Below are 6,000 nucleotides of genomic sequence, written 5' to 3'. Positions count from 1 at the left end.
CTGCGTGCCCATTCCCGGGCCTGCCGGCAACTCCCCGACCGGGGGGGGCAAGCCGGTCCCGGTGATCGCGGTGGTGCCGGTGATCGCACCGGTCCCGACGATCGCCGGCCCGTCGGTGCCTGAACGGCGAAAGCCCCAGGCGATGAGGACCGGCTGCCCGTCGACCGACCACAGGCTGCCCTCGTCCGGCACCACCAGGGCATCGCGCAGCAGCCGGGCGAGGTCACGGGACGCCTCGCCCTCGCGGGTGAGCCGGTCGGCGAAGGCCGCGATCTCGGCCTTCAGCCGGGCGGCCTCCTGGCTCAGGGCCTTGGCCTCTTCGGGGCCGAGATCGGTGACGGGCCGCGCCTCGCCCTCCCGGGCCGAGAGCCAGGCGACGCCGGGGCGTCCGGTGCCGGCGAGTGCGACCGGCACCGGCTCGGCGAAGAGCTGCGCGTGGGACGGACCCAGGCGGCGGGCGAGGAGATCGACGATCTGCTCGTATTGCTGTGCGAGCTTCGGGTTGACCGGGTCGAAGCCCTGGCGGGGTGTCTCGGTGAGCTTCAGGGTCGCCGACATGGTCGCGGCTCCGTCTAGCGGGCCGGGGCCGGCGCGGCCGGCCGGACATCGCGGCCGGACCGGGGGGCGCTCCTCGCCGGGGCGGGGGCGGCGGGCTCGACCTCCGCGGCCGCCACCGCCGGGCGGGGCGCCGCCTGGAGGTCGCAAGCGCGGGAATCGAGGGCGGTGGCCGCGCCGGACGCCGCAAGGAACGCTGCGAGGCCGTCGGCCCCCAGCGCGTAGCGTGCAGTGACCGGCAGGCGGTCGTCGGTGCGCCCGAAGGTGTTCACGCCGACGACCCGGCCGCAATAATCGACCAGCGGCCCGCCGCTGTTGCCGGGCGCGATCTCGGCGCCGTGCAGGACCAGGGTCACGGCGGCCTCGTCGTAGCGCTGCAGGTGATTCACGACGCCGGTCTGGAGCACCGGCACGAGGTCGCGGCTCGCCGTGGCATCGCCCTCGCGCAGGCGGGCGAAGGTCGGGTCGGTGCCGAGATAGAGGCCCGGGAAGCCCGAGCCGACCACCGGGGTCAACGGCCGGCCGGGCGGCGCCAGGGACAGGGGACGGCCGCCGGTGCCGCGGGCGACGCGCAGCAGAGCGAAGTCGGTGAGCGTGCCGGGTTCGCCGACCCGCACCAGGGTTGCCGGCACGATGCCGGCATGGCGCCCGGCGATCCTCAGCTCGGAAGCGCCCGCGATGGCGCTCTCGACGACGTGCCGGTTGGTGACGACGAGGTCCTCCGCGACGAAGAAGCCCGACCCCGTCGCGTCGCCGGCGATCACCAGGACGGTGCTGCGCTCGAGCCGGTCGACGAGCCCGTTCGGAGCTGGGGCCGCCGGGCTGCCCGGCCCCCCCTGTCCCGCGGGTGCCTCGACCGCCGCACGTGCCTCGGGAGGCGCCGCCGCATCCGCCGGCAGGCGCACCCCCGCCGGGCTCTGCGGTACCAGCCCGGGCAGCGCGATCCGCAGACGCGGGCAGTCGAACCCGTCCGCCGTCGTCAGGGTGGCATGCCGCTGCCGCAGGCCCTCGAGCCAGGCGGTGCGCAGTGCGCCCGCCTCCGGTGAGACGGCCTCGGGTGGGCGCGGGAAGGCCAGCACCCCGGGGATGTAGCTCAGGCCCACGAGAAGCGCGGCAATTGCACAGGCGGCGACGGGGGCCGGGATGGGGGTCGGCACGCCGGTGAAGGTCCGCCGCGGTGGTCCATGGGGCAGGGGGGGTGATGCCACCTCCGGTTCCGGGGTGGCTGGCCGGGCGAACCGGGCCGCCCAATCCTCGCGGCCGACCGGCGGCACCGGCCAGTCGGCTCCGAGCGTGGCGGCGGCGTGGCGCAGGCGGCCGTTCTCGTCAGCCGCGAGGCCCCGTGGCAGCAGGCCCCAGTCGATCAGGAGTGGCGCCTCGCCGACCGCCATGACCGCCTGCGGCGAGGCCAGATTGAGGCTGGCAGCGGGCAGCGGCCCGTCGGGGCCCCTCAGCAGGGGCTCCAACGCCGCGAGCGCGGCGCGCAGGCGCTCTTGCACCCGCCTCGCCTCGCCGGAGGTGAGTTCGGCGAGCGGGCGGATCGGACCGTCGAGGGCGGTGTACCAGTCGACCCGCGCCGGGGCCGTGCCGTTGCTGCGTGAGACCACAGGCTCGGCGAACAGGGCCGCGAGCGCCGCGCCGCCGTGCCGGCCAAGGAGGCCGCGCAGGCGCTCATGATCCTCGAGGACGGGCCGGTCGTCGACCCGGACGAGATCCAGACCGGCGAGCGTGCGGCTGGCGACAAAGCGCTGGGTGCCGGTCATCGGTGGGTCTCCGGCGCGGGATCAGTCACAGCGTGTCCCCGTCCCCGTACCGTCGATCTCCAGGCGGACGAGGGCTGCCCGGGCCTTGGCAGTACCGCGCTCGGCTGCCCTGGCGTACCAGGCCCGTGCGCCCTGCGCGTCCGCCATTCCCCCGATACCGTTGTCGAGGGCGGTGGCGTAGCAGTACATTCCTTCGGGAAAGCCGCTCTCCGCCGCGTCGCGGAACCACGCCCGCGCCTTGCCGTCGTTCTTCTCGAAGCGTCGGCCTTGGTGGTAGAGGATCCCGATATTGGCCTTGGCGGCGGCGCTGCCGAGGTCGGCGGCCCGGCGATAGGCGAGATACGCGTCCTGGTTGGCGCCCTGCCGGTCGTAGGCGCGGCCGAGCTGGAAATGCAGCCGGCGCAGGGCCGGCGCCTGCGCGATCGCCGCGCGGCAGGCCGGGATCGCCACCCCGGCCCGCAGGTCCCGGAACGCGACAGCCCGCTGCGTGTCCGGTGCGTCCGTATCCCAAGGAGCGCTCGCGAGGTCGTCGCAGACCCGGACCGCGCCGTGATCTTGCGCTGACGCTGGGTTGGTCGACGTCGCGACGACCAGTATTGCGAGAGCGAGACTGATGATCCGAGTCGACATAGATCCGACTATCATGCGAAAGTCACGCGCCCGAAGGGTCGGCGACCGAGACAGAGCTTTCTCGTAGGGGTTCGCGGGTTAACGCGCACACAACCTCGCGTCGTTGTGCCATCATCGATGTGGATGATTTTTCGTGGCCCTTCGTGACTGTCGCCCTGGCTCTCTCGACGCTTGGTCCTGGCGAACGCCCCGCTGCTGGCGTGGGCCGGCCTCACCGGCAGACGACCTGGACCGTGAAGTCCCGGGCTTTCTCGGCGAGCGCGGCGCCGTCGAGCGGATCGGCGGTGCGCACGGTGATCGGTGCCTCGACGCCGTTCGCCTCAAGGAAGTTGAGCGCGATCGTCGACTTGATGGCGAAATTGACGTTTTGCGGTACGTCGCCGGACGCAAAGGCGACCTGCTTCGACTGTACCACCCCGATCACGTTGCCGTACTGGTCGAGGGCGGGGCCGCCGCTGTTGCCTTGCTGGACCGGCGCGGAGATCTGGATCTTGCGGGTGTCGTCGCCCGATCCCGCCATCGCCGTCACGTTGCCGATCGTGAAGTTACCGGTCGAGGCCAGGATGTTGCTCTGCGGGTAGCCATAGACGTAGACGCTCTCGCCCAGCCGCGCCCGGATCGAAAGCGGCGGGACGGCCTTCTGCGGGAAGTCGGTGGCGAGCACCGCAAGGTCGTTCGCCGCGTCGCTGGCTACGAGCCGCGCTCGCAACGGGGACTGGCCGGGCTGGCGTACCGAGATGTCGGTGCACGATGCGACAACGTGGTGGTTGGTCAGCAGATGCCCGCGCTCTGAGACGTAGAAGCCAGTGCCGGCGCTGGCGGAACCGGCATCGGGCTTGCGCGATCCGTCGGGGCCAGGCGTCTCCTTGGCGGCGGCCGTCACGACATCCTTCTGGCAGCCCAGAACGGCGTCGAAGGCCTCGGTCGAGCCGACGAGGGAGAGAACGGCGATCTGCTTGCCCTGGAACCTCACCGCGATGCTGCCGGCCCGGGACAGGTCGGCCACGAAGCGCTCCTTGAGGCCGGACTGGAACAGGCCGCGGGCCTCGTCCCGCTCGAAACCCGTGAAGGTACCGTGCCACTTCTCACGGCCGGCGAGGAGATGAAGCTCGTACTGGCCCCCGACCTCGAGCGAGCGCCATTTCGGGTTGGTCAGGGCGAGGTAGGACGAGCCCCGGGTTCCGCCGATACCGAACCACAGGGTGGTGCCGTCGCCGTAGCTGGCTGCAGCCAGACACCCGCCGAGGACCTCGCTGTACCCGATCGACCAGCCTGCGACCTTGCCGAAGGTCTTGTCGACAGTCAGCCGTAGCGGGGCCGGCGAGGCCGCGGCGGAGAGGACCGCGGTGCTGACGGACGCCACGAGGGCGAGAGCGATCGAGCGGAACATGCGCGAGGATCCGGCGTGCGGGGGAGGGACGCATCAGCGCGACTGGTTGACGACGCTCACGCCGCTCCGCGACGACGCGAAGGGGTCGCTCGAGGCGCTCACCGGCTGCACCCGGGCCGGGCCGGCGGAGGGATAGGCCGGGCGCTGGCGGACGGCCCGCGGCGGAGCGTGCCGCACGACCCGCACCACCCGGACCGTCCGCCGCGGTGCATAGACCACGACCGGGCGCTGCCGCGCCGCCTGCGCGGCGATCGAGCCCGCGATGACGCCACCGAGGACGCCGCCGGCGAGGCCCCCGAACATCGCGCCGGCGCTCTGTGCCTGCGCGGGCGTGATCACAGCCATGGCGAGCGCGCCCGCGATGCAGGCGACGACCAGACCTTGCTTTCTCATGGACATGCCCTTTTCGGACGAAGACCGGGGACGATTGCAGCCCGTCACGAGCTTAATCTTGACCGCAAGCGCATGGAAAGGGGCAGCCCAGATTTTTTCACATTTCAGGTTGCTCAGTGTCGCTCACGGTCAACGGAAAGATGCATGGGGGCGACCGAAGCCCGTATCGCCGAGAGATCCGGCTGCCGATGGACCTGCGCCGGCTTCAGCACCGGTTGGTCGAGTCTTTCCTCTGCGTGTATTATTGGTAATTGCTCATTATTTGTTTGTATAGAAGGTCGTATCATTTGGAACTCTGCACCTGGCCCGATGCGAATCGTTCCTGATTGTGTTGATCGCGTTGGCGTGGGCGAACTACAGGTCGCGCGGTACGCCCGACGCAGCGCGTCGGCGGAAGTCGTATGGTCGAATGTGCCACGTTTCAGGCACTTGCCGGGGCGTGGATGGGCGCGACTTCGTCGATGTGCCGCCTCGGTTGTCGGTGTGCGCGTGCCGCTCCCGGCTAGAGCACGCCACGATCGCGTTGCCATCGCGAAGCTCTCTAGATCTTTGATTTTGCCGCATTGTCTTCGACGAACCGGTGTCCACTTCGTTGGAAAATGCTCTGTCTCAAGCCGTCGATTGCACGCGTTCCGCGATGCCAGGTGTCGGCAAGGCTTGCGAGAGTGTCGGTCGGGTCGGATGGCCACCAGGATTCATGAACGAGGTGGAGGGACATGCCGATGCGGGTTGCTATGGATCGCCCTGGATGAAGGGATGGCGTCAGAACCACGGTCAGCGCAAAGGCGGGAGTTCCGGATGTTTGATCCCAAGGTTTGATGGTGCACTCTTCACGCGCGAGTGGGAGGATGCGCTATGGGCCAGGTTCACCACGGCTGCGCCACAACAACTGCGGCGATCCGTTAAGCGATACAGCATAGTCAAGACAGCTTGAGGCAGCTCGCGACGCGCTATGGCATCAATCCCAAGACCGTCGCCACATGGAGGAAGCGAGTTACCGGACGATCAAGGAGGCTGCCGTGCCGCGCTTCCATCACGACAGCCACGATCAACTTCGACAGCACCTCGCCGACTTCGTCGCAGCCTACAACTTCGCACGTCGCCTGAAAACGTTGCGCGGCCTCACCCCCTACGAGGCCATCCGTTAAGCCTGGACAGACGACCCGCCCAGGTTCACACATGACCCGCACCACCAAACTCCGAGACCAAACAGTTCAGGGTGGGGAGAAGATCGCGGCGGCGATCACGGCGTTCCTGCGCCGAGACGCC

At 70.1% G+C, this 6,000-nt stretch carries 4 protein-coding genes and 3 pseudogenes; 2 read left to right on the top strand and 5 right to left on the bottom strand.

Annotation, left to right across the window (positions count from 1 at the left end):
* The 5 genes and pseudogenes from ABZT49_RS19775 to ABZT49_RS19755 all read right to left on the bottom strand — a co-directional run.
* Positions 1–558, bottom strand: a pseudogene (locus ABZT49_RS19775) (hypothetical protein); the annotation flags it as partial.
* Positions 559–572: 14 nt separating this feature from the next.
* A complete protein-coding gene (locus ABZT49_RS19770; protein ID WP_355288251.1) occupies positions 573–2,318 on the bottom strand; it encodes a serine protease in 1,746 nt (581 codons plus the stop codon).
* A gap of 21 nt (positions 2,319–2,339) precedes the next feature.
* Positions 2,340–2,948: a sel1 repeat family protein gene (locus tag ABZT49_RS19765; RefSeq protein WP_355288250.1), complete on the bottom strand. Its 609-nt coding sequence runs from the start codon at positions 2,946–2,948 to the stop codon at positions 2,340–2,342.
* A gap of 211 nt (positions 2,949–3,159) precedes the next feature.
* Positions 3,160–4,338 carry a serine protease gene (locus ABZT49_RS19760; RefSeq protein ID WP_355288248.1) on the bottom strand — a complete coding sequence of 393 codons (1,179 nt, stop codon included), beginning with the start codon at positions 4,336–4,338 and terminating at the stop codon, positions 3,160–3,162.
* Positions 4,339–4,371: 33 nt separating this feature from the next.
* Positions 4,372–4,731, bottom strand: a complete 360-nt coding sequence (locus tag ABZT49_RS19755) for a hypothetical protein (protein WP_355288246.1) — start codon at positions 4,729–4,731, stop codon at positions 4,372–4,374.
* 855 nt (positions 4,732–5,586) lie between these two features.
* Between ABZT49_RS19755 and ABZT49_RS34300 the strand changes: the two are divergent.
* Both ABZT49_RS34300 and ABZT49_RS19750 read left to right on the top strand, forming a co-directional pair.
* Positions 5,587–5,724, top strand: a pseudogene (locus ABZT49_RS34300) (IS481 family transposase); the annotation flags it as partial.
* A pseudogene (locus ABZT49_RS19750) lies at positions 5,718–5,942 on the top strand (IS3 family transposase); the annotation flags it as partial. The pseudogenes ABZT49_RS34300 and ABZT49_RS19750, both read left to right, overlap by 7 nt.
* Between the last annotated feature and the right edge of the window lie 58 nt (positions 5,943–6,000).

The organism is Methylobacterium sp. EM32 (genome assembly GCF_040593685.1).
Lineage (GTDB): Bacteria > Pseudomonadota > Alphaproteobacteria > Rhizobiales > Beijerinckiaceae > Methylobacterium.
The sequence above is the reverse complement of the archived record's forward strand: the minus strand, read 5'-3'. Positions and strand labels throughout refer to the sequence as shown.

What these genes read in the sequence shown, in the direction of transcription:
- ABZT49_RS19770 (WP_355288251.1), bottom strand. Translation starts at nt 2,318, where the DNA reads ATGACCGGCACCCAGCGCTTTGTCGCCAGCCGCACGCTCGCCGGTCTG.
- ABZT49_RS19765 (WP_355288250.1), bottom strand. Translation starts at nt 2,948, where the DNA reads ATGTCGACTCGGATCATCAGTCTCGCTCTCGCAATACTGGTCGTCGCG.
- ABZT49_RS19760 (WP_355288248.1), bottom strand. Translation starts at nt 4,338, where the DNA reads ATGTTCCGCTCGATCGCTCTCGCCCTCGTGGCGTCCGTCAGCACCGCG.
- ABZT49_RS19755 (WP_355288246.1), bottom strand. Translation starts at nt 4,731, where the DNA reads ATGAGAAAGCAAGGTCTGGTCGTCGCCTGCATCGCGGGCGCGCTCGCC.